Here is a 22,458-nt window from a genome sequence, read left to right as displayed (position 1 = left end):
ATTATAATTGTACCGAATGGTCAGTATATAACTAAAACTACCATTTGGAAAATCATCAAACTAACAGTCTAAATTCCTATTGGCTGTTAATCAAATCATATTAGGAGGAACCTCATGTTCAATCAGAAAAATGTCGCATTTGTTATCACAGACCCGCAAGTTGAATTCTTAAAATCTACTGGTAAAGGATTCGGAGCAACTAAAGATGTTCTTGAAAAAGTTAATACTATTGAAAATCTGACAAAGCTTTTCGCTCTTGCTAAAGAGCGTGGCTACAAGCGTTTTATCTCACCGCACTACTTCTATCCACACGATCACAAGTGGCAATTTAAAGCTGCTGGTGAAACGATGATGATTGAAAACGAAATGTTTTGGCGTGATAGCCAGTATTCAGCAATTCCAGAAGGCTCTGGAGCAGATATGATTGAAGAGATTAAACCATTTTTGGATGAAGATACTATTGTTGTCAACGGACATAAAATCTTTGGCCCAGAAAGCAACGACCTTAACCTTCAACTCCGCAAAAATGGTATCGACACCGTCATCTTGGCTGGTATGAATGCTAATCTCTGCGTGGATTCACACATGCGTGAACTCATAGAATTAGGCTACAATGTCATTGTTGTTAACGATGCTGTCGGTGCTCCAGGTGAAGAAGCCTACCAAGCTGCACTAACAAACTACGGCTACATTGCCAACCAAGTTTTGACAACTGAGGAAGTTATCGCTCAACTTTAGTATTAAAAACAAAATCAGGTAATCCTAGCGACTACCTGATTTTCTATGTTTTAAGAATTTTGCCAATTTTCTTGGTCTTCTTTAAAGCGTTTTAGGAGGTCCAAGCCCTCTGGTGTGATATAGCCTTCTTCTTGGGCTAGGTGGATGAGTTCACTGTAGTTAGAAAGCGTCACAAGTTTGACACCTGCGTCTGCGAAATTCTTATCTGCTTTTGGCAGTTGATAGCTAAAAATCGCTACAACTCCAAGCACATCTGCTCCTTCTCGTTTAGCTGCTGCTACGGCCTCGAGAACAGAACCGCCCGTTGAAATGAGGTCTTCAACCACTACCATTTTTTGACCTTGAGCTACGCGACCTTCGATTTGATTACCAGCACCGTGGTCTTTTGGTTTGCTACGGATATAGGCAAATGGCAAGTTCATCTTATCAGCAATGATAGCTCCGTGTGGAATCCCAGCTGTCGCAGTTCCTGCAATCACTTCAACCTCAGGAAAGGCTTCTTTGATAGCATCTACAAAACCATTTTCAATGAGAGTACGAGTTTCTGGATAGGCAAGGGTCACACGGTTATCCGTATAAATCGGCGACTTGATACCAGATGCCCAAGTGAAAGGCTCCTCTGGTTTGAGGTAAACGGCTTGGATTTTCAAGAGGTGGCTAGCGATATCTTTAGCAAGTGTCATGGTATTCTCCTTTTATTTTTCTAATCTAGTTCTTTAATTCCAGTCCTGTGTCCATTCATCTTTGATAGCATGATAGGCTGCAACAGGATTCTCAGCTTGGGTAATGGGACGTCCCACTACGATATAGTCACTGCCGATTTGATAGGCATCTGCTGGCGTCATGACGCGTTTTTGATCTCCTACTGCAGCACCTGCAGGACGAATGCCCGGTGTCAGACAGATAAAATCTGGATTGGTGGCCTGCTTGATGAGTTGCACTTCCTGAGCCGAGCAAACAACACCATCTAATCCCGCTTCAGCCGTCTTCTTGGCATAATGAATCACAGACTCTTGCAGGCTGGTTTGGATATTTTGAAAATCCTTCATCTGAGCTTCTGAGGTTGATGTGAGCTGAGTGACAGCGATCAATTTGGCTTGACTTCCAAGACCTTCACGCGCAGCCTTCATCATCTCTACGCCGCCAGCCGCATGAACATTTGTCATATCCACACCAAGCTGAGACAGGACCTTCATAGCTGATTTGACTGTATTGGGAATGTCATGCAGCTTGAGATCCAAAAAGACACTGTGCCCCAGGCCTTTCAAGTAAGACACAATCTCAGGCCCCATTGCGTAATAAAGCTCCATCCCTACCTTAAGATAAAGGCTTTCTTCTGCTGGAAAAAGAGCTAAGAATTCCTTGACCGCCTCAAAACTAGGAAAATCAAGAGCAATGACTGGACGATGTTCTCGCATAGGTTTCTCCTTTTACCTTTGCTAGTGAGAGAGTCTGGGCAACAGAAGCCACGAAAAAAGGAACCTGCCAACAGCAAGGTTCCACGAAAAATGGGTAGTCTCCACCCTTTCACCGTCTAACCTTAGCTGCCTCTCTGGACTGCTTTAAAGGTTTTTTACTATTCTATTATTTCTACTAACACTTGTCAAGTAAAAACATGGCAACTAAAGAGCTATAGAAGAAAAGGTAAACCTAGCGACGCGATGAACGTCGGGTCGTTTGGTTTTGATTGCCCTCTTCCTCCAGCTTTTTCCTTTCCTCTTCTAGTTTATTCTGCTGTTCTTCCAGTCTTTTCTTCTCTTCCTCTTTTTGTTTCTTCTCAGCTTCCTTAGCCTCTTGTTTGGCTTTTTCCTCAGCCTCCATAATTAATTTATCCGCCACAGTGTAACTGTAAATTCCAGCTTCCATGTCAATCACACTCGGTTCTGACAATTGTGGCTTAATCTTACTGTAGTAAGGCAGTTTCTTACTCATTTCAGATAGAGGAACCAAGACCTCGTCCGAATCATTCATAGTCAATCGAATTAAATCTGATGTGACCTTGCTTGGGGCTAGTTCCACCTTTTGGATAGCCGCCTTGAGTTCTGGACTAATTTGAGCAAGTTCTGAGGTAAAGGTCTTGATTTGTTCGCTGTCATTAAAGAGAACTGATATATAAGTTTCTGGCAGACTCACCAAGCTCACAGAACTGGTCTCTAGCTGACCGCTTGAAAGGATTGGATAATGGCTTTCTCCAGAAACATAGTAGGCCACAATATCGTATTCCTTGACCTTGATAGTAAACTTGGTTGGAAATTGATAGACAAGCTGAGCTGATTCAACCCAATAATTAGACTTGATCTGCTCTTCATATTTTGCCTTATCTAGCAGAAGGTTAATCGTATAATCCGAATCCTGAATGCCTGAAGCCTGTCGAATATCATCAGCTGTAGTTTGCACTGTTCCCTCAACACGAATATCTTTCATGGTCGCATAAGGACTAAGCAAATAAGCAGAGACAACCAATAAAATCAGACTGAGAAACAAAATCGAGATAGCCCGCCAGATATGAACTCCTGGAATTTTCGGTTTGACTGGTTTTTCCTTTACAGGCTTTTTCTCTGCCTTTTTATCCCGTTTATCCTCTTTCTCTGTCTTTTTAGACTTTGATTCTTCTTTGACTACTTCTTTTTTGACGTCTTCTGACTCTTCTACTTTTTCTTTAGCATCTTCCTTAGCTGATTTTGGGTCTTTTGGTTCAGATTCACTCTCTTGGTCCTCGGTTTCATCTGACTTTTCAGATTTTGAAGCCATTCGAGCCTGTCTTTCCTTTTCCTTCTCCTCAGCTAGGGCCGCCTCTTCCTCAGCCTTCTTTTTTAGATATTCCTGGTTTCGTTTCTGCCATTCTGATAACTCTTTAAATTCTTCGAGGATTTCTTTGCCCTCATTTTTCTTATCTTTTGACATTTACTTTCCTTATGATAAATCTTTTTTCAACAATTGATAAAAATCTGCTAGAGATTTCAATTCCTTAGAAGCCTTCATCTTAGCTTGGTAATCTTCCTTGTTGCTTAGTAAGTGAGAAAGCTTCTCTTCCAAACTATCCAAGGTCAAATCGCTTTCTTGAAGCTCTTCTGCATAGCCTTTTTTTGCAAAGTAAGCTGCATTTTCAATCTGGTCACCACGACTAGCTTCACGACCAAGCGGCACAATGACATGTAATTTTGCCATGGCTAAGAGCTCAAAAATCGTATTGGCACCACCTCGTGTCACAACAATGTCAGCCAATTCCATCAAGGGTTGATAGAGATTGGTCACATAATCAACACGAAAAAGATTTTGACTCAACTCGTTCAGGCTAGAATCTCCAGTTAGATTGATAATATTGTAGCGTTCTGTCAGTTCTTTCTTATAGTCTGTCACCAATTGGTTAAAGACACGAGCACCAGCAGAACCACCGATAAACAATACAGTTGGTAATTGGGGATTAAAGTGGGTTTGAATATCCACCAATTCATCGGGTTCTGGATTTTTTTGGTCTGAAACCTTGGTCACTGCTCCCACATGCTCGACCTTAGACAAACTTGAAGCTTGTTCAAAGGTTGAATACATCTTAGTCGCAAATTTATAGGCGATTTTATTGGCCAAGCCCATAGATAGGTCAGATTCGTGAATAAAGACTGGCACTCCTGACACACGCGCAGCGATAACAGGCGGTACTGAGACAAAGCCTCCCTTTGAAAAAAGAGCCTGTGGACGAAGTCGCAACATGATAAAGAGCGATTGGACAATTCCCCAGCCAACTTTGAAGACGTCCAGCATATTTTGCCAAGAGAAATAGCGACGCAATTTGCCAGTCGCAATGGAATGGAAGGTGACATCTAGACCCGACTTGAGGATTTCTTGGTGTTCGATGCCACGCTTGTCCCCGATATAGTGGACTTCCCAGCCATCTTCGATGAACTTGGGTATTAACAAAAGGTTGAGGGTCACGTGTCCAACCGTCCCCCCACCTGTAAAGACAATTTTTTTCATATTATTCCTTTAACTCCGCTACTGTGTCGATAAAGAGGTCGCCACGTACTTCAAAGTTAGCATACATATCCCAGCTGGCATTTGCTGGACTGAGAAGAACCACGTCTCCTTGAGTCGCAAGCTCGTAAGCCTTGCGGGTCGCATCTGCAATATCAGTCGCATCCACATATGCCACACCTGCCTTGTCTGCTGCCCGTTTAACACGTTCGGCAGACTGACCCAGGATGACCATCTTCTTGAGTCCAGTAATGTCTGGAACCAATTCGTCAAACTCATTACCACGGTCCAAACCACCTGCAATCAAGACGACCTTGCTGTTGTCAAATCCTGACAAGGCTTTTTGAGTAGCCAAGATATTGGTTGACTTGCTATCATTATAGAATTTGACACCCTTGATTTCATCCACAAATTGGAGACGGTGTTTGACACCACCAAAGGCTGAAAGAGTTTCTTTGATGGTTTGGTTGTCCACACCACGAAGCTTGGCTACAGCAATCGTCGCAAGGGCATTTTCCACATTGTGGCTACCTGGAACTCCGATTTCATTCGCTGCCATGACCACTTCCCCACGGAAGTAGAGCTGACCATCTTCCAAATAAGCTCCATCAACCTTTTCCTGTGTTGAGAATGGTACAACTGTAGCTTGTGTTTTAGTAGCCAATTCTTTTGCCAAGTCTTGGTTAAAGTTCAAGACAAGGAAATCAGCCGCTGTCATCTTGTTCTGGATATTCCATTTGGCTGCTACATATTCCTCAAATGACCCATGGTAGTCAATATGAGTTGGCATGAGGTTGGTAATAACCGCAATCTCTGGATGGAATTCTTGAACGCCCATGAGTTGGAAAGAAGAAAGTTCCATAACAAGCGTGTCCTTGTCTGACGCAGTTTGGGCCACTTGACTAGCTGGATAGCCGATATTTCCTGATAAAAGACCATGTTGTCCAGCAGCAGTCAAAACTTCCCCAATCATGGTCGTTGTGGTTGTTTTTCCATTTGAACCAGTAATACCAACAATCGGTGCTTCTGAAATCAAGTAAGCCAATTCCACCTCGGTCAAGACTGGAATTCCCTTCGCCAAAGCCTTTTCAATCATAGGATTACTGTATGGGATACCTGGATTTTTCACCATAAGGGCGAACTCTTCATCCAAGAGTTCCAAAGGATGACCGCCTGTGATAACCTTGATCCCTTCTTCCAGCAAACTTTGGGCAGCTGGATTATCCTCAAAAGGTTTCCCGTCATTTACTGTCACAATAGCACCTAGTTTGTCCAACAAACGAGCTGCGGATTCACCAGACTTGGCCAAACCTAAAACAAGGACTTTCTTATTTTTAAATTGATCTATTACTTTCATGTCTCGAACTCCATTTCTACTCTTACTATTTTACCATTTTTATGGAAATAATTCTAAATGAAAATGCTCAGATTGGGCATTCTAACAAGCAAAAAGAGAGCCAAAACTCTCTTTTTATCTTCTTTTACTTTTACTGACCGACATGAGGGTAATATCTCGCAAGCTAAAGTATGCTAGGAAAAGCATGGCGATTGTGATAAAGAATTCTGTCGGTAGCTGAAAGATTTGCAGAACTGACAACATGAGCAAAATCAAAAGTGCTACGAAAGCAAAGACGACAAGGACGATGTTAACTGTCCCTTTAATGCTTTCTGGTGTCGCAAATACATAGAGTAGTAATAAGAGGAGTCCTATGATTAAATAAACCATCTTTATCTCTTTCTAGCTCTTATTCAGCTGATTTTTTCTTCTTGTTAGCTTTCTCACGCTCTGCCTTGTTAAGGATTTGTTTACGCAAACGGATAGACTCAGGAGTTACTTCCATGTACTCATCATCATTCAAGAACTCAAGAGACTCTTCAAGGGTCAAGATACGAGGTGTCTTGATAACAGCTGTTTGGTCCTTAGTAGCTGAACGAACGTTAGTCATTTGTTTTGCCTTAGTGATGTTAACGGTCAAGTCGTTTTCACGAGAGTTTTCACCAATGATCATTCCTTCATAAACCTCAGTACCTGGGTTGACAAAGATTGTACCACGTTCTTCGATAGACATGATTGAGTAAGTTGTAGCCTTACCAGCATCGATAGAAACAAGGGCACCACGGTGACGACCACCAATTTCACCTGGAATCAAAGGCAAGTATTGGTCGAAGGTATGGTTCATGATACCGTAACCACGAGTCATTGACAAGAACTCAGTTGAGTATCCAATCAAACCACGCGCTGGAACAAGGAAGACCAAACGAGTTTGACCATTACCAGTTGAAATCATATCCAACATTTCACCCTTACGTTCAGAAAGACTTTGGATAACAGACCCTTGGTATTCTTCTGGAGTGTCGATTTGAACACGTTCAAATGGCTCACATTTAACTCCATCGATTTCTTTTACGATAACTTCTGGACGAGATACTTGAAGTTCATATCCCTCACGACGCATTGTTTCGATAAGGATTGACAAGTGCAATTCTCCACGTCCTGAAACAGTCCATTTATCTGGTGAATCAGTTGGGTCAACACGAAGGGAAACGTCTGTTTGCAATTCTGCCTGCAAGCGTTCTTCCACCTTACGAGAAGTTACCCATTTACCTTCTTTACCAGCAAATGGTGAGTTGTTGACCAAGAATGTCATTTGAAGAGTTGGCTCATCGATGTGTAGGATTGGAAGAGCTTCTACTGCATCTGTCGGAGTAATGGTTTCACCGACAAAGATATCTTCCATACCTGAAACGGCAATCAAGTCACCCGCTTTAGCTTCTTGGATTTCACGACGTTCCAAACCAAAGAAACCAAAGAGTTTTGTAACACGGAAGTTTTTAGTTGTACCATCAAGTTTAGAAAGGGTAACTTGGTCCCCAACCTTAACAGTACCACGGAAGACACGACCGATACCGATACGTCCAACGAAGTCATTGTAGTCCAAAAGTGACACTTGGAACTGCAAAGGCTCATCTGAGTTATCTACTGGAGCTGGGATGTGGTCGATAATCGTGTCAAAGATTGGTGCCATAGTAGCTTCTTGGTCAGCTGGATCGTCTGACAATGAAGAAGTTCCGTTGATAGCTGAAGCATACACCACTGGGAAGTCAAGCTGGTCATCATCTGCACCAAGCTCAATGAAAAGTTCCAAGACTTCGTCCACTACTTCTGCTGGACGAGCTGATGGTTTATCGATTTTGTTAACAACCACGATTGGGACAAGGTCTTGTTCCAATGCTTTTTTCAATACGAAACGAGTTTGTGGCATGGTTCCTTCGTAGGCATCTACGACCAAGACAACACCGTCAACCATTTTCATGATACGTTCAACTTCTCCACCAAAGTCCGCGTGTCCTGGTGTGTCCATGATATTGATACGAGTTCCGTTATAGGCAACGGCTGTATTTTTAGCAAGAATGGTAATTCCACGCTCTTTTTCGATATCGTTTGAGTCCATAGCACGCTCAGCCAATTCAGTACGTGCATCAAGCGTTTCTGATTGTTTCAATAATTCGTCAACAAGGGTTGTTTTACCGTGGTCAACGTGGGCGATAATCGCAATGTTACGGATATCTTCTCTTAATTTTGTCATGATTTCCTCTATAATATTCAAAATTTATTTTCTAACTGAACGATTATACCATAATTTCAAGTAAATAACATAACTCAAGCAAGTGTAAATGTTTTCACTCTGCTTTTCTTTTCACGTCAAGCCTTTTCAAAGCAAACAACTTATGATAAGATAGGCACAGTATGCGTTTAGATAATTTATTAGCCCAAGAAAAAATCAGCCGAAAGGCCATGAAACAAGCCTTACTCAGAGGAGAAATTCTAGTCGATGGTTGCCCTGCCCGCTCCCTAGCTCAAAATATCGATACAGGACTTCAAGAACTCCTTTTTCAGGACCAAATCATTCAAGGCTATGAGCACACCTATCTTATGCTTCATAAGCCTGCTGGTGTCGTTACAGCCAACAAAGACAAGAAACTTCCAACCGTCATGGACCTGCTGTCACTTGACATCCAGTCTGACAAGCTCTATGCCGTCGGCCGACTGGACCGAGATACGACAGGACTCCTCCTTTTGACAGACAATGGACCTTTAGGCTTTCAACTCCTCCATCCCCAATATCATGTTGATAAGACTTATCAAGTTGAGGTTAATGGACTTCTAACACCTGACCATATCCAAGCCTTTCAAAAGGGAATTGTCTTTTTAGATGGCACTGTCTGTAAAGCTGCAAGACTAGAGATTCTATCTGCAAGTCCTTCCCACAGCCAAGCCTCTATCACCATTTCAGAAGGAAAATTTCATCAGGTCAAGAAAATGTTCCTCTCGGTTGGTGTCAAGGTGACCTCCCTCAAACGTACCTGTTTTGGACCTTGGAGCTTAGATCAGAATCTTCAAGAAGGAGACTACCGTCCCCTAAACTCACAAGAGTTGACAAGCATTCGTGACTTACTCAGAAAAAGTGGTTAAAAAATGAGCTCGGAAACATCCAAGCTCGTTTTCTTATTTGTAATCAACCTACAAGGAAAAATTTATCAATCATTTCTTGTTTTGGTTCTGGAGAATAGTGATAATTTTTAACTTTTTTGATACTTTCTATTCCGAAATGTTCAATCAATCTCATCATGTATCTTAGCCCAGAAACATCCACACTAAATCTTTTTGAAAGTTGCTTTAAGCTTTGAACTTGCTTTTTATGTTCATAGCTCTGAACTTTATCCTCATAAGTTATTTTCATAATAAAACACCCCAAAAGCTAGATTTTTCTGCTAACTTTCGGGGTGAGTTTAACAATAAAATGTTTTATTGTTAAGCTGATATATTCATAAGAACTATAAATCCTAAAATCCACATAATTACAGAAATTACAATACCTACGATACCAAGTATTTTTTCTGTTTTATAGTCCAGCTCAGACTCTTTTTGATGTGAATTAGCTAACACTAATCCAATAATTCCCAAAACAAGCCCTACCACTGGTAGTAGGAAACCAAGAACGATAGATAGGATACCTAAAACAAGGGAAGATTTCTTCTTTTCTTTCATATTATAAAACTCCTAAAATTATTACCACTAAATTATATCAAAAGAAATAGGTTTTGTCTATATAATACTATAAGTTTTTTCATAATATTAATTATAGCAATCTCTCAAACTAAGTTCCACTTGTCTACCCAAAGCGAAACTTAGTTTGAGAATTTAGCTTATGTTAATTAGTCTTCACTTTCCCTTTCCAAGAATCCAAACCATAAGAAAGGATATAAATCTCAGAAAAACCTTGTTTTTTCAAGTAAAGGGCCGCATTTGTGACACGTTGCGCACGTTGGTTTTCATAAAGAAGGACAGGTTTATCCTTACGAAGAGCTGCAAGACTAGTCTTCAACTGACTTGAAGGAATATTGCGGGCACCAAGGATATGTTTTCTGTGGAATTCTGCTGGATCACGCAAATCAATCAATTGACCTGTACGAATCAAGGCTTCAAATTCCTCATTATCCACAATTTTAGCCGCACGGCGAATACGAAGATAGTTAAAGCCCATCCACGCCAACATTGCTAGTATAAGTGCCCACAAAATCCAAGTAACCATTAGTTCATTTCTCCATTTTTCTCAATATAATCCAATTCTACCTTGTGCTCTCTGCGAAGAACCGCTTCTGCTTCTAGATAGTCTAATTTGTCCATCAACCCTGCATCGTAAATCCGAGAGAGTTCCAACTTCATCAGTTCAATATCATATAAGCGTTTTCCCATGTAAACAATAATACCAAATCGTTTGAGGAATTGCTGCACATCATAGAATGTTTTCATAAGACTCATTCTAGCAAAATTTTGTGTTTTTTTCAAGAAGAGACTCACACAATGGCCCTGATTTTCCTATCTTCTTTGGCGATTCTGACGCAAGTGTGGTACAATAAAAACATGAGAATTCAACAATTACACTATATTATTAAAATCGTCGAAACTGGCTCCATGAATGAAGCAGCCAAGCAACTCTTTATCACTCAACCTAGTCTTTCCAATGCTGTGAGAGATTTGGAAAATGAAATGGGCATTGAAATCTTTATCCGCAATCCCAAGGGCATCACCTTGACCCGTGATGGGATGGAGTTTCTCTCTTACGCCCGTCAGGTTGTCGAGCAGACCCAGCTTCTGGAGGAACGCTATAAAAACCCTGTCGCCCACCGCGAACTCTTTAGCGTTTCGTCTCAACACTATGCCTTTGTGGTCAATGCCTTTGTCTCTCTGCTCAAGAAAAGCGATATGGAGAAATACGAGCTTTTCCTTCGTGAAACTCGGACTTGGGAAATTATCGACGACGTCAAGAACTTCCGTAGTGAGGTCGGTGTCCTATTTTTGAACAGCTACAACCGTGATGTTTTAACCAAAATGCTGGATGACAACCACCTGCTGGCTCACCATCTCTTCACAGCCCAGCCCCATATCTTTGTCAGCAAGACCAATCCTCTGGCAAAGAAAGACAAGGTCAAACTGTCTGATTTGGAGAATTTCCCTTATCTAAGTTATGACCAAGGGACGCACAACTCCTTCTACTTTTCAGAGGAAATTCTTTCTCAAGAGCACCATAAGAAATCCATCGTGGTCAGTGACCGTGCAACCCTCTTTAATCTCTTGATTGGTTTGGATGGTTATACCATCGCAACAGGGATTTTGAACAGCAACCTCAACGGAGACAATATCGTTTCTATCCCACTGGACATTGATGACCCAATTGAGCTGGTCTATATCCAGCATGAGAAAACCAGCCTATCCAAGATGGGCGAACGCTTTATCGACTATCTACTAGAAGAAGTTCAGTTTGATAGTTGAGAAATCAGCAAGATTTTATTATAATAAGCAAAAAAAGGAGTTTAATATGAAAAAGGTTTTACTCGCTAGTACAGTTGCCCTATCTATTTTAGGGTACACTCAAGCAACGGTCCAGGCTCAAGAAAATAAAGCAGAGGGAGTACGAGAAAATGTAACAATTCCTCATTCAAGTACTTCAAAAATCGAAAACCAAGAAAAATCGAAAGAGAAGGTCGAAAAAACAGACAATTCTTCTAAAATTGATGATAAAGAAGAAAAAACAGAGAAAAAAACTCCCGCCACAGAAGAGAAGAAGTCTGAAGTAAAAAAAGAAGAAAAAGTTGAAAAAGTCAAAGAAGGTTGGCAGGAAGAAAATAATAACTGGCGCTTTTACGAACACAACAAACCTGTTACTAACTGGAAAAAAATCCAAGGAAAGTGGTACTACTTCAATAAAGATGGCCATCGACTAAGCAATACAACCTTTGATGGTTATGTTTTCAATAAAGATGGAGTGATGGCTGAAAACGGTTGGAACTTTATCAATGGAAAATGGTACTTCGCTAATTCTTCTGGAAAAATTTCTCAGAATAAATGGGAGAAAATTGGTGGTGCTTGGTATTACTTTGACAAAGATGGAATCATGCTTAGTAATACAACTTTTGATAACTATTTACTGACCAAAAGTGGAGCTATGGCCACAAACGGCTGGGCAAAAATCGACCAAAATTGGTATTATGCCACATCCTCTGGAAAAATCTCTCAGGACAAGTGGGAGAAAGTCAATGGTTCTTGGTACTACTTTGATAAAAAGGGAATCATGTTGAGCTCAACTACATTTAAGGGCTACCTATTTAATAACAGTGGTGCTATGGCTGAAAATAGCTGGGTAAAAATTAAAGATACCTGGTTCTATGCGAACGCATCTGGAAAATTTGTCCAAAACAAATGGGAAAAAATCAGCGGTTCTTGGTATTCTTTTGCTCAAGATGGAGCTATGTTAGCCGATAAATGGTCGGGAAGCTATTATCTAAAAACCAATGGAGCCATGGCTGATAATGAATGGATATTTGATAAAAACTATAACAGCTGGTTCTTTTTGAAGCGTGGTGGAATGTATGCATCAAAAGAATGGATTGGAGCTTACTATCTCAAAGCTGGTGGTTATATGGCTAAAAAAGAGTGGATTTACGACGACACTTATAAGGCTCGCTACTACTTAGATGATAATGGACATTATGTTTCCGGAACTTACAAAATTGACGGTAAAGACCATCTATTCCACAAAAATGGTCAATGGATTTCTGAGGTCTCAAAAGAAGTTGGTTTTGTAAAAGGCCAATACAGTAGAACCATCTTTTTAGATCCTGGACATGGTGGAAGAGACTCAGGTGCATACTATTACAATGTCGCTGAAAAAGACCTCAACATGCAGGTGTATCGTAAATTACGCAAAAAGTTAGAAGAACTTGGCTACAAAGTTCTTACTTCACGTGATAGTGATATTGATGTAGATTTTGTTACAGAACGTTCTCGTATGGTTAACAAGACTAACTCTGATATCTTTATTAGTATTCACTTCAATGCGACTGGTAGCGCGTACTCTAGAGCTAGCGGTATTCAAACCTATTCCTATAGTGATGATCCTGATTATCCAAGTAAAATCAACCCATACTGGCATAACCATCCTGACCGTATGAGTGAGAGCAAGCGTCTTGCAGCCGCTATCCACTCTTCATTGTTAGCTGAAACTGGTGCTAAAGATGCTGGTTTATTGGAAAGAAGCTTTGCCGTTCTTCGAGAAACTGCTAAACCAGCCGTCCTCCTAGAGCTTGGTTATATAGATAATTTCGCTGAAAATCAACAGATTCGAGATAGCCACTATCAAGATAAGCTTGTAGCAGGTATCGTGAAAGGAATTCAAAAATATTACGCTGGTAAGTAAAAAAGGGTCTCGAGAAATCTCGAGGCCTTTTCTATTTGTCTTCTTTTGTATCTTTATCAGGAAAGAGGTATCCAATACCAATGCAAGCTAGTACGCCCGCTCCAATTACCAAGCCACTTGAAATTGGCAAAAGGTCTAAAATTGCATTTGCAATGATAAAAGCAATAATTAAACACATCAGACTAGCCTTGTAGTCTTTTTTCAAAAAATTCTCTAGAGTGAAAAAGAGGAACAGACCAACCGGAATCAGTGACCATAGGTTGACATCCAAACTTGGCCATCCAACAGAACCAAAATACAAAACCAAAGCTGAAACTAGCAAGAATCCAATACCTAATAATTTTTTCATTTTTATCTCCAATTGCTTTTTTATGAACTTGAGTTATCTGATAGTGACGCCTCACGCCCCTTACAAAAATCATTATAGCAGAGGTCAGTTTCAAGAACAAGTTCTTTTGCCTATCTGGTCTCTATATCAGTCTAAGTGGTTGAAGTGTTAAGATAAAAGAAAAGAAGCCCTAATGAGCTTCTTCATTCTAGCGATTGCAACAGTATTTCTAAACTAAAACAATCGAAAGTTAGATTCTAAACTAGTTTTTTCTAGTTCGTATTTTTCTTTTCCTTAGATTCTAGAGAAGTTTTGATTGCTTCGCGTTCAGCCTGTAGTTGAGCTAAATTCTTCTCCTCTTCCTCAAGTTTACTAGTATCTGGTTTTACACGATAATAAACATCTTCTGGTTTTAACAACATCGCTTCATATTGCTGTCCTGCAAACAGTCTCTCCTCGTCATGATTGCTTTTATCTGTCAGTTTTCCATCATCACCAGGTTGCATGACAACTCCACTTGGTACGGCAACTACCACAAATCCTCCTGCGACAGAACCTTTAGTGTGTGCACTTAGACTTTCAACTTCTTTAAAGTTGGAATCTGAACTTCGATTTTTCAGATGAGAGTAACTATTGTCCAATTCAACAGTATATTCAAATTTTTGACCATCTCTAAAGCTAGTTATATAAATTTCACCAGACTCATTAATGACATATTCATTGCCCGACGGTGTACGCCATGTGCCCTTCAAACTTGATAAATCATTATTTCTTAATGCTTCAATATCCAGTTTCGGAACTGCAGTTTCTTCTTTTAACTTGTCAACTACCTTCTCTGACTCAGAGACCTTGCTATCTAAACTGGTTAGCTGTTCCTTGAGTTTTTGAATCTCCTCTTCTTTCTTCTTCTCATTCTCAGACGCTTTCGAAGTATCTATCGCTTCTTTACTTGTGTTCTCTTTTTTAGCAACTGAAGAAATGGCTTCATTTGACTCTTTCTTTGCGTTAGGTGAGAATAAGAAGAGGCTTGCTAGGATTGCAACGACCAAGAGACTAATGGCAATGCCAATATAGACTTTTATTTTAAAAAACTTGCCCCTAATCTTAGATGGAGAAGTTCCTTTCACTACCTTCGATACAGTTGATTTCGGACCATTTTTCTCTTCAAAATGTTTCTTAGTCATAGTATTCCTCCCATTTTTCACTATATTTCACCTATATCTTAAACAAATTCGTAAGATTTGTCAGTATCCATGAATGGATGGGTTTTCAAAAGAAAACCAATCAACTAACCCTTAAATATTGGCATCAATAGAATCATCCATTAAACTCTATATCGAATTTATTAACATAAATTATACCATAATTTTTAAGAATTTTATATATTTTTATAGTCTAACTATGATAATGAAAAGGAGCTATCCTTTCATATTATTCACTTATATTATGTTTATAAAAAATCTAATAGGCATATTTACTTATCATATTGCATATAGACTATACTTAAAATAAATAACCCCAAAGTGATTAAATCAAGAAATTATCTCACGCTTGTTAGGATTCAATTTGAGAAAATTAGACTGTACTTCATCAAATAAATCTTGAGTTTTTACGATAATATTAAAAATACAATTTTTAATATATAGTTCGATACTGTATTTTGTGAAATTGGTAAAATTCAAAAAATCTTCCTATCTGTAATAAGAAGATTTTTTGTTATCTAAATGAAGGCCATTAATACATTCTAAGAGTGTATAATTGTCAATGTAAACTTAAGAATTAAGTATTAAATAGTAATTGTCAGCAAACTGTTTAACCATCACAGTATCTAATCTCAACACATAAACATCTTTTCTATAGATTTTGTCTTAATCTTGATCTTTTTTCTTCAATCCAAGAAGTGCTCCTACTATAAACAATATTCCAGCAATGAATGGTGTAAGAACTGCTCTAACTGTTCCGGTTTTTGGCAACTTGTCAGAATGGTTAGTATCCGACTTACTATCAATGTTAGTATGTTTATTAGCTATATTCTCTTGTTCATTAAGATGGACTTCCTTCTTATTTTCAAAGTTTTTATCAAGAACTGTAGTTGTAACATCCTTAGTTGAATCAGATTTTTGTGAATGATTTGCTCTTTGTAAGTCCCCTTTTCTATGACTTTGATTTAATTGACTAGGATTTACCTGTGGCTTATCTTTCTTTTTGGATACATCAAAAGTAGGTTTATTTTCCTCCTCCTTTTTCTCCTCTATTTTCTTGAATACAGGTTTTATAAGGGTATCTTTTGATAGATTAAGAACATAGCCAACGTCTTTTTTCCCTTCGAAACCAGCAATTTCCCAGCCATCAAATTGATATCCTTTTTCTGATTCGCCCATATAGACAGGTAAAATGAAATCTTCTTCCGACACTATCGTTGAACTCATTTCTTTTCCATTTTGAATGGTCACAGTTACCATCTGAGGTTTTAATTCACTTACCTCTCCCGTATCTTTGTTTAAAATGAATTCTTTTACAGTCGTATTTCTTGCGAAATCTTTTACAACAATCTTAATGTTTAGTGTCTTATCTGCTATTTGTTTAATATCAGCAAATGATTTATATTCTTTTCCATTTACATAAATATGTTGTTCTTGAATCTCACCATCGAATCCATTATTTCTTTTATCATTGATATTAAAGACTACAGATTTTCCATTAGCATATTCGATACTAGTATTTCCCTTAGGATCAATGCTTACTTCAGGTTTTACATTATCATATAAAAATTGATAGTGTACTCCAACCGCTTTCGCATTCAAATCACTATAGCCAGTTTGAAGATAAACGTTTCCATCCATATCAGTTACCTTATCTGGGAATCCGTTTGCTTTATAGTCTTTCATCCCCCAGTCCATGATGTCACCATCTTTAACATTAAGCTTAATGTTAAAATCTCTAGTGTTATCAATGTGTAAATCTCCATAGATTAAATAATTATCTACAACCGATTCATTAACTCTCAACTCCCAGTTAAAACCACCCTTATCAGAAATCTTACCTCTTAAATAGAATTCTGGATTTCGTACATAAATTTTATTAGATTTAGATGGATTAAAGTAGTTCTTGTCCATTGAAAGATTTACTGGTTTTGCATCAATAAATAACGTAGAGCCATCTTCTTTTATAGCTTCTACATTGGACTTATCCTCCCCAGTATACTCTTTACCATCCTTACCAAATAATACAAGTTTAGAAGAATCTGTCACAAGATTTCCATCTTTATCGATTGCTTCCCCTTTATCATTCATTTTAAATGTAAACACTTGATACCTTACAATGTTAAAGCCGTCCAAAGCCGACATTAATACTGGTTGAGTACTTCTTCCATCTTCAACATTTCTACTATCAGCATAAATTATTTTTTCTGATAAGACTCTTAGATTAGGATTGGCCTTTTGGATTTTTGCTATATCTTCCTGGCTATAAACTCCATTTCCTTCTAACATATCCGTTTTTCCAGGATTATAGGTAGTCACTTTTAGTGCATAGCCTTTTCTTAGAATGATGTTATCCTTTAATAGATATTGTTGTTTTTCTGAATCAGCATAGATTTTACCAGATTCCATGTCCGTTAAATTGTTTGGTTTGTTTTTCGAAAGATCTCCTTCTCCTAATTCTATGACATTCCCATAACTTGATGCATAGGGATATTCCGTTTTAGTTTCCTTATTTTTTTCAGGCATTCTAATTTTAGTCTCAGCTTTTATCTGATCATCATCTTTAACAAAGAATCTCATATCTCCTGCAAAAGCTAAACCATCCACAATATCATTAACATTAGCGTATAAATCAAATGTCATCGTTTTTGAATGCGAATCATACTTGGTCGTTTTGATTTCTATCGATTTATAGTTATTTCCATAATATACCTTGGCATTTTTAGAAACATTACTTATCTTTCCAAGAATTTCAAAGTGTCCATCTTTAGATGGGCTTAGAACACCATAAATTTTTGATTTGATTTCGTCAAGTTTTTCAGTTTCATATTCTAAGGCACTACCATCGTCATAAGCAATGATATTTCCCTTATCATCGTATTTATAATCGTATTCCTCTGTTCTCTTACCAGTTTCACTTGTAAAGTCATCAACTTCTCTAAATTTCTTTTTAATGAGTTTCTTTAAGTCTTTGCTTTCAAAGTCTCTAATTGTTGAAATGGCTTTATTGATAGTAAAGCTAGATTTTTCTTCGATAGACTCTTCATTTCCTTGATGATGTTCTACTTCAGTTGTATTTTTTTTAAGACTACCCTCTTTTCTATTTTCTAAATTTTTAAATTTAGATTCGGCAATCTCGCCAAGCTTTTGGTATTTAGATGAATCTTGATCAGGATCTACTAGATAATAGGAAATCATCCCCTTTTCATCAGCATGATCAGCAAATTTAATTCTATGAATCTTTGTGAAATTGCTAGATCCATCTAATGCAATGACTTCAATGATTTTTCCTCTTAAATCTCCTGCACCATTAATTTCATAAATGGTATTTCCGTCTTTGTCAAGTTTTCTATTTCTTCCTTGACCCTCACCTGCATAAGTTACTTCAAGATTTTTCTCAACCTCTCCATCTTCATTAACAAGAGCGGCGCCAGCATACCAAACTTCGTTGGCAATCTCGTCAAATTTTTCAGGATGTTCTTTCTGATCTCTCGCAAATAAAGTTTCATTCTTGTATTGCTCTTTTACCTTATGATAAGTATCCTTTGTAATCAACTTAATTTTTTCAGGATTTGAAAAATCAATCGAAACAATCTTAGGGGCTGTGTTATCAATTTTTACAGGAATATAGGAAACCTGCCATGGATAATCTTTAGTTAATCTATATTTAAATTTATAGAAATATTGACCTTCTGCAATCGGTTCAAATTGACCTCTTATCTTAGTAGCAGGATCTTTGGTATCCTTGCTTTCTGGTGCATTTTCTTCTCTACCTCTAGGGTTATAAATGAGTCCATCCCATTTCAAGTCACCCCAAACTTTTAGTTTAGAAGATTTGATTCCCTTTGCATCATTTCTTTTAGAGTTTAAAATTCCTTTAATAAAGTGTTCTCTCGAAATGACTTTTAAGTCGATTTGATTTTCTCCCTCTTTATTTGTATTTACTATTGAAATCAATCCTTCTTCTGCACTTCTTAATACAAGGGGAGAAGGCGTTAATCCTCTCTCAAGTTGAGCATCTTGAGGATTTCCATTTGAATCTAAAGGATAAATTTTAGCAATCTTAGAACCACTTGATGATGGTGCGTTGATCCCTTCGTTATTGAAAGCAAATAATTCTGGATTTTGATCTAGGGATGTTGTATTTTTATCTTTTCTATTTTGTATAACTCCTGCTGGATTAAATTTATCTATACCATGTTCTCCACCAATCCCCTTATTTAAGGTTCCTGGAATTTTCGGTTTACCATCATCATCATAACCTTCCATTGTTTTTGATTTTGACCCTTCTTCCCAGGCCCATTTATCAAGGATTGGTTCGTGGTTCCAATTCCCAGCAAATCCCATTAGAGGCATCGATAAAGAAGGTTGGAAATTTGTTTTCTTCCCATTGGAGTTCAGAGCTTCCATTTCTTCCACTGACTCAAAATGAATAAATGATTCTACAAATTTATTTTTGTTTTTAGCTTCTCCAACATTTATAACCGCATTTAAATCAAAGCTAGAATTTGGGCCTATAGTGAAAGTATCATGCTCAAATGTAATATTTGCTCCTTTGACTTTTTCTGGGTGAATTTCTGGAACAATTTGTTTCCCATCTGAAGATTTTTCATCTTTATATGTTTCATCCAGTTTGAGTCTGTCAGTTAGAGCATCTGTAGTTATAGCAGATGCTGAAACTTTAAAGGTCAAAGGTCTGTTTGATGTATTGTGAAGCTTAATTGTAAAATATTTTTTATCTCCTTTTATTTCTTTAAGAGAAATAGAACCATAAGAGTTTACTAAACCTTTAGAATCTGTGTTTTTGAAAGTCGCTACAACTTCATTTCTCAAAGCATTGGCAACATTAATTAAGCCTGCCCCCTGTTGTCTAGGTGATGCAAAGTATTGACTTTTTTCTTTCCAAGAAGTCGCATCCATCATAGGGCGTGCAGTATTTTGTAGGGCTATTTTTGTAAGACTTGTAAGATCTATTTTGTCATCTCCCTTAAGATTTTTCAATACAGGTCTTTCAAGCATTTCCTTTAACTTTGGTCTAATCAAAACAGTAGAAGCTGCCACGATTGGAGTTGCCATACTAGTTCCTGACATATAGCCATAAGTTGATTTACCATTAATGACATTGAGAGTAGATTTAATGTTTTTACCAGGTGCCGAGACATCAGGCTTTAAAAGTAAATCTGTTCTCGGTCCCCAAGATGTGGACCCTGCTGGAACTATGATATCTTCTTTATACAGTTCTTTGTCTGTGTCAGATGCAAACTTAAAGTCAATCTCTTTTTCGTCACCTACATTCGGTTTATTAGAATTATAGCTTGCCATATCAATTGGATAGTATTGCTCCAATTTATCTTTAAAATCTTCTTTATTATTTCTTTTGACTTTAGTTTTTTTATCAGGGTTAATCATGTTCCATAACTTTACACCATCATCTCCTGAAATTGAGAAAACTTGACTAGTAGTTCCTTCATCCTCCTCATATCCCATAGCTGGGAGCTCTGTCCAATTATCTCTATTGTAGTAATTTACAGTATTTACAACCATAATGGCGCGTGCACCCTTATCCGTTGCTCGTTTAAAAGCATTTTTTAAATCCTTTGTATAAATTCTATCCATTACTGCAATTTTGCCCTTAAGATCCAAACCTATCAAATCTTGGTCTTGACCTTTGCCTATATATACAAATTTCAATTTACTAGGAGCTTTTGAACCATCTTCGTTTGTTATGATTTTATTCTTATCGAAAAAGGCCCCTATATTTCTGTATTTAAAACTTTCTCCTCCAATCTTAACTTTGTCAAACTCAACTGTTTGATTTTTAGCAGAAGCAACTGCTATCGCATCTTCATGTGCTGCAGTTCGTGTTACATTTCCAGTGTCGGTCATTTTCAGATTATTATTTGCCACTAAATCCCATGAAGAACTTGAAGCAGAAGTTGCATAGTTACCCGTAGCTACAACCATTGGAATGCCTGCTTTTCTTAACGCTCTAATAGCTTGCCAATATTTCTCACCTACAAGACCTGTTCCTGTAAAGCCAGATGATACCGAAACAACATCGACATTGTGTTTGATCGAATCTTCAATAGCATGAAACATTGTTTCATCTCCTGCGAAGCCAGATCCTGCATCAGAGTACATTTTATAAGAGAAGATCTGTGCATTAGGCGCAATTCCATCTATTCCGTTAAAGTTTTTGATATCTTTTTCAGTATCATTTCCCGCAAGAATCCCTGCAATATGCATCCCATGTGGATCAAAATAATCGCTTCCATCATCAGCTTTTTCTACAGTAATTTTACCACCATTATAATAATTGAAAGCATGAGGAATTTTATCACTCAACCAGAAATTTTTATCAGTACCTTTTAAGTCTTCTTTTTTAAATCTCATTGAGCCTTTGGCATCATCATCTATTCTCATAGCCTTATGCCTATAATCTGTCCCCGTATCGATATTTGAAATAACCATACCTCTGCCATCAAAGTTTTTCCCAAATGGTGCATTGATAGATTTTAGGTAATCGATTGCTTCTTCAACTCCAATTTCTTTTCTAGCATGATTCATCATAGGTTGGACTTTTTGTGACCTTTCAACCGATGAAATACCTTCTATTAGCTTAATTTTGTCCAGAGTATCTTTGGTTGTTTCAATAGCGCTACCGTTAAAAATTCTATCATAAGTATATAAAACTTTTGTATTCTTAAGATTTGATAGTTCCTTGATTGCTTTTTCTCCAGATTCTTTATCTTTAAATTCAGCAATATAGACAAGTCTATCTTCTTTTTTGGGACTTTCTGTGTCTTTACTTGCAGACGAGTCTGCATTATCTCCTTTGTATTGATTGGAATCTTCTTTTTTGATTGTTACTTTTTCATTGTTAGTTTTATTATCTATCACAGATTCTTTACTAACAACTTCTTTTTCTTCAATAACTGTTGTTTTCTTCTCTTCAGTATCCTTTGAAGTTTCTATAGCATTATGAATATCTTCATGTTTTTCTTTGTTTTCTTTTTGTTTACCTACTACTTTTTCTTTATCAGAGATATTTAAAGCATCTTCAGAGCTAGATGTGTCTGCTAAAACTACCTCATTAGGGACATATGCTGCTAAAATAACTGCAGCTGTGGTTAATGACAATACTGTACTTTTTTTCATTTTAATTCCTTACATATTTATTTAACTTCCAATAGATAGAAAACTTTAACTTTGCTAGCCTTTGTTATAAAAAGTTTTACTAAGTATTATCTAGGAAATAGAGTAGTACATTTATATATAATTGTTAGCTCTCTGAAAAATAGTATATCAATTAAAAAAATTTAAGTCAAGAAAAATTAAGGGGTATTAATTTTATTTTTAATATGTGTTAAAAAGATATAAAAATTTCGTAGTTAACTGGAATACATTATCAGCACATTCACACCATCAAAAATAATAGCAAGTAAGTTGAAGCACTACCAGA

Annotated in this window: 17 protein-coding genes and 1 pseudogene; 4 read left to right on the top strand and 14 right to left on the bottom strand. The window is 37.7% G+C overall.

All coding sequences use genetic code 11. The annotated features are described in order from the left end of the window. The first annotated feature begins 114 nt into the window (after positions 1-114). Positions 115-738, top strand: coding sequence for a cysteine hydrolase family protein (locus HMPREF2613_RS01990; RefSeq protein ID WP_000483067.1), 624 nt, complete (start codon positions 115-117; stop codon positions 736-738). Positions 739-788: 50 nt separating this feature from the next. Here the strand turns inward: HMPREF2613_RS01990 and pyrE are convergent, their stop codons facing one another. From pyrE to typA, 7 genes are all read right to left on the bottom strand, one after another. Continuing rightward, entirely contained in the window at positions 789-1,421 is a 633-nt protein-coding gene (gene pyrE / locus HMPREF2613_RS01985) for an orotate phosphoribosyltransferase (RefSeq protein ID WP_070478608.1), read from the bottom strand. A 33-nt stretch (positions 1,422-1,454) separates the two neighbouring features. Continuing rightward, positions 1,455-2,156: an orotidine-5'-phosphate decarboxylase gene (gene pyrF / locus HMPREF2613_RS01980; RefSeq protein ID WP_070478606.1), complete on the bottom strand. Its 702-nt coding sequence runs from the start codon at positions 2,154-2,156 to the stop codon at positions 1,455-1,457. A 232-nt stretch (positions 2,157-2,388) separates the two neighbouring features. After that, positions 2,389-3,642 carry a cell division protein FtsQ/DivIB gene (locus HMPREF2613_RS01975; protein WP_070478604.1) on the bottom strand — a complete coding sequence of 418 codons (1,254 nt, stop codon included), beginning with the start codon at positions 3,640-3,642 and terminating at the stop codon, positions 2,389-2,391. A gap of 9 nt (positions 3,643-3,651) precedes the next feature. Next, positions 3,652-4,710 (bottom strand): UDP-N-acetylglucosamine--N-acetylmuramyl-(pentapeptide) pyrophosphoryl-undecaprenol N-acetylglucosamine transferase, encoded by a 1,059-nt coding sequence (locus HMPREF2613_RS01970; RefSeq protein WP_070478602.1) that lies wholly within the window; start codon positions 4,708-4,710, stop codon positions 3,652-3,654. Position 4,711: 1 nt separating this feature from the next. Continuing rightward, entirely contained in the window at positions 4,712-6,064 is a 1,353-nt protein-coding gene (gene murD, locus HMPREF2613_RS01965; RefSeq protein ID WP_070478600.1) for a UDP-N-acetylmuramoyl-L-alanine--D-glutamate ligase, read from the bottom strand. A gap of 114 nt (positions 6,065-6,178) precedes the next feature. Beyond that, positions 6,179-6,433: a DUF3165 family protein gene (locus HMPREF2613_RS01960; protein ID WP_070478598.1), complete on the bottom strand. Its 255-nt coding sequence runs from the start codon at positions 6,431-6,433 to the stop codon at positions 6,179-6,181. A 19-nt stretch (positions 6,434-6,452) separates the two neighbouring features. Then, on the bottom strand, positions 6,453-8,294 hold the full coding sequence (gene typA / locus HMPREF2613_RS01955; RefSeq protein WP_000164111.1) for a translational GTPase TypA: 1,842 nt from the start codon (positions 8,292-8,294) through the stop codon (positions 6,453-6,455). Positions 8,295-8,455: 161 nt separating this feature from the next. On the opposite strand from typA, the gene HMPREF2613_RS01950 reads away from it, so the two are divergent. Continuing rightward, positions 8,456-9,181 (top strand): 16S rRNA pseudouridine(516) synthase, encoded by a 726-nt coding sequence (locus tag HMPREF2613_RS01950; RefSeq protein ID WP_070478596.1) that lies wholly within the window; start codon positions 8,456-8,458, stop codon positions 9,179-9,181. A gap of 61 nt (positions 9,182-9,242) precedes the next feature. Here the strand turns inward: HMPREF2613_RS01950 and HMPREF2613_RS01945 are convergent. The 4 genes and pseudogenes from HMPREF2613_RS01945 to HMPREF2613_RS01930 form a co-directional block, all read right to left on the bottom strand. Further along, positions 9,243-9,449: pseudogene (locus HMPREF2613_RS01945) on the bottom strand (IS3 family transposase); the annotation flags it as partial. A gap of 71 nt (positions 9,450-9,520) precedes the next feature. Continuing rightward, positions 9,521-9,757 (bottom strand): hypothetical protein, encoded by a 237-nt coding sequence (locus HMPREF2613_RS01940; protein ID WP_004261680.1) that lies wholly within the window; start codon positions 9,755-9,757, stop codon positions 9,521-9,523. A 163-nt stretch (positions 9,758-9,920) separates the two neighbouring features. Continuing rightward, the gene (locus HMPREF2613_RS01935) at positions 9,921-10,301 is read right to left on the bottom strand and encodes a rhodanese-like domain-containing protein (protein WP_033682149.1); all 381 of its coding nucleotides are present in this window, start codon (positions 10,299-10,301) and stop codon (positions 9,921-9,923) included. Continuing rightward, complete coding sequence (locus HMPREF2613_RS01930; protein ID WP_004261684.1) at positions 10,301-10,570, bottom strand: YqgQ family protein; 270 nt, start codon at positions 10,568-10,570, stop codon at positions 10,301-10,303. Before HMPREF2613_RS01930 ends, HMPREF2613_RS01935 begins: the two co-directional genes overlap by 1 nt. A gap of 63 nt (positions 10,571-10,633) precedes the next feature. Here HMPREF2613_RS01930 and HMPREF2613_RS01925 point away from each other — a divergent pair, with 63 nt between their 5' ends. Both HMPREF2613_RS01925 and HMPREF2613_RS01920 read left to right on the top strand, forming a co-directional pair. Then, on the top strand, positions 10,634-11,542 hold the full coding sequence (locus HMPREF2613_RS01925; protein ID WP_001222592.1) for a LysR family transcriptional regulator: 909 nt from the start codon (positions 10,634-10,636) through the stop codon (positions 11,540-11,542). A 46-nt stretch (positions 11,543-11,588) separates the two neighbouring features. Next, a complete protein-coding gene (locus tag HMPREF2613_RS01920; RefSeq protein WP_070478592.1) occupies positions 11,589-13,466 on the top strand; it encodes an N-acetylmuramoyl-L-alanine amidase in 1,878 nt (625 codons plus the stop codon). A 31-nt stretch (positions 13,467-13,497) separates the two neighbouring features. On the opposite strand, the gene HMPREF2613_RS01915 is transcribed toward HMPREF2613_RS01920, so the two are convergent. From HMPREF2613_RS01915 to HMPREF2613_RS01905, 3 genes are all read right to left on the bottom strand, one after another. Then, a complete protein-coding gene (locus HMPREF2613_RS01915) occupies positions 13,498-13,815 on the bottom strand; it encodes a hypothetical protein (RefSeq protein WP_004269832.1) in 318 nt (105 codons plus the stop codon). A 251-nt stretch (positions 13,816-14,066) separates the two neighbouring features. Then, positions 14,067-14,978, bottom strand: a complete 912-nt coding sequence (locus tag HMPREF2613_RS01910; RefSeq protein ID WP_070478590.1) for a DUF6287 domain-containing protein — start codon at positions 14,976-14,978, stop codon at positions 14,067-14,069. Between the two features lie 684 nt (positions 14,979-15,662). Further along, positions 15,663-22,154 (bottom strand): S8 family serine peptidase, encoded by a 6,492-nt coding sequence (locus HMPREF2613_RS01905; protein WP_070478588.1) that lies wholly within the window; start codon positions 22,152-22,154, stop codon positions 15,663-15,665. Positions 22,155-22,458 lie beyond the last annotated feature (304 nt).

Origin of the sequence: Streptococcus sp. HMSC070B10 (assembly GCF_001808665.1) — a bacterium.
Lineage (GTDB): Bacteria > Bacillota > Bacilli > Lactobacillales > Streptococcaceae > Streptococcus.
Note: the sequence above shows the minus strand (reverse complement) of the source record. Positions and strands in the feature narration are given on the sequence as shown.